The sequence below is a fragment of the Vibrio sp. YT-15 genome (assembly GCF_033337445.1).
GTDB lineage: Bacteria > Pseudomonadota > Gammaproteobacteria > Enterobacterales > Vibrionaceae > Vibrio > Vibrio alginolyticus.
This window is the reverse complement of record NZ_JAWOQR010000130.1, coordinates 1-1,155: the sequence shown is the minus strand read 5'-3', so window position 1 is coordinate 1,155 and position 1,155 is coordinate 1. Positions and strand designations below refer to the sequence as shown.

At 63.2% G+C, this 1,155-nt stretch carries 1 protein-coding gene and 1 pseudogene; both read right to left on the bottom strand.

The genetic code is table 11. The annotated features are described in order from the left end of the window. Positions 1-183: 183 nt before the first annotated feature. Positions 184-597, bottom strand: a complete 414-nt coding sequence (locus R7D93_RS25800) for an IncQ-type mobilization protein MobB (protein ID WP_318129622.1) — start codon at positions 595-597, stop codon at positions 184-186. A gap of 154 nt (positions 598-751) precedes the next feature. Continuing rightward, positions 752-1,099 (bottom strand): annotated as a pseudogene (locus R7D93_RS25795) (MobA/MobL family protein); the annotation flags it as partial. Positions 1,100-1,155: the final 56 nt, after the last annotated feature.

The window sequence follows — 1,155 nt, the reverse complement described above, 5'->3', positions numbered from 1 at the left end:
TATACACGTCATTGCCCTGGGCATTCATCCGCTTGAGCCATGGCGTGTTCTGGAGCACTTCGGCGGCTGACCATTCCCGGTTCATCATCTGGCCGGTGGTGGCGTCCCTGACGCCGATATCGAAGCGCTCACAGCCCATGGCCTTGAGCTGTCGGCCTATGGCCTGCAAAGTCCTGTCGTTCTTCATCGGGCCACCAAGCGCAGCCAGATCGAGCCGTCCTCGGTTGTCAGTGGCGTCAGGTCGAGCAAGAGCAACGATGCGATCAGCAGCACCACCGTAGGCATCATGGAAGCCAGCATCACGGTTAGCCATAGCTTCCAGTGCCACCCCCGCGACGCGCTCCGGGCGCTCTGCGCGGCGCTGCTCACCTCGGCGGCTACCTCCCGCAACTCTTTGGCCAGCTCCACCCATGCCGCCCCTGTCTGGCGCTGGGCTTTCAGCCACTCCGCCGCCTGCTCCTCGCTTGCCTGCTGGGTCTGGCTCATGACCTGCCGGGCTTCGTCGGCCAGTGTCGCCATGCTCTGGGCCAGCGGTTCGATCTGCTCCGCTAACTCGTTGATGCCTCTGGACTTCTTCACTCTGTCTATCGCGCTCATGCTCGATAACCTCCCGGTATTCCTGTAAGTCGATGATCTGGCCGTTGGCCGTGTCGATGGCTAGGGCGGTGTCGGCCCGCTCGGTGCGGATGCCCCGGCCCTCCATCTCCACCACGTTGGGGCCAAGATGGATGCCCGGCAGGCGCTCGATGCCCTGCGCCTCAAGTGTTCTGTGGTCAATGCGGGCGTCGTGGCCAGCCCGCTCTAATGCCCGGTTGGCATGGTCGGCCCATGCCTCGCGGGTCTGCTCAAGCCATGCCTTGGGCTTGAGCGCTTCGGTCTTCTGTGCCCCGCCCTTCTCCGGGGTCTTGCCGTTGTACCGCTTGAACCACTGGTCAGCCGGGCGCTCGATACCGTCGTTCTTCCGCTCAGAGATCATCAAGTGGCAATGGGGGTTCTCAGCTTTACCGGCATGAATGGCCAGCGTATACGGCAGGCGCTCGCCCTCGGTCAGATGCCGGGCGAATTCGTCCACCAGCTCCCGCTGCTGATCTAGGGTCAGTTCGACCGGCAGGGCAAACTCAACCTCTTTGAACAGCCGCCCATTGGCGCGTTCAT

Coding starts and splice junctions, on each gene's coding strand:
- R7D93_RS25800 (WP_318129622.1), bottom strand. CDS start 597: ATGAGCGCGATAGACAGAGTGAAGAAGTCCAGAGGCATCAACGAGTTA.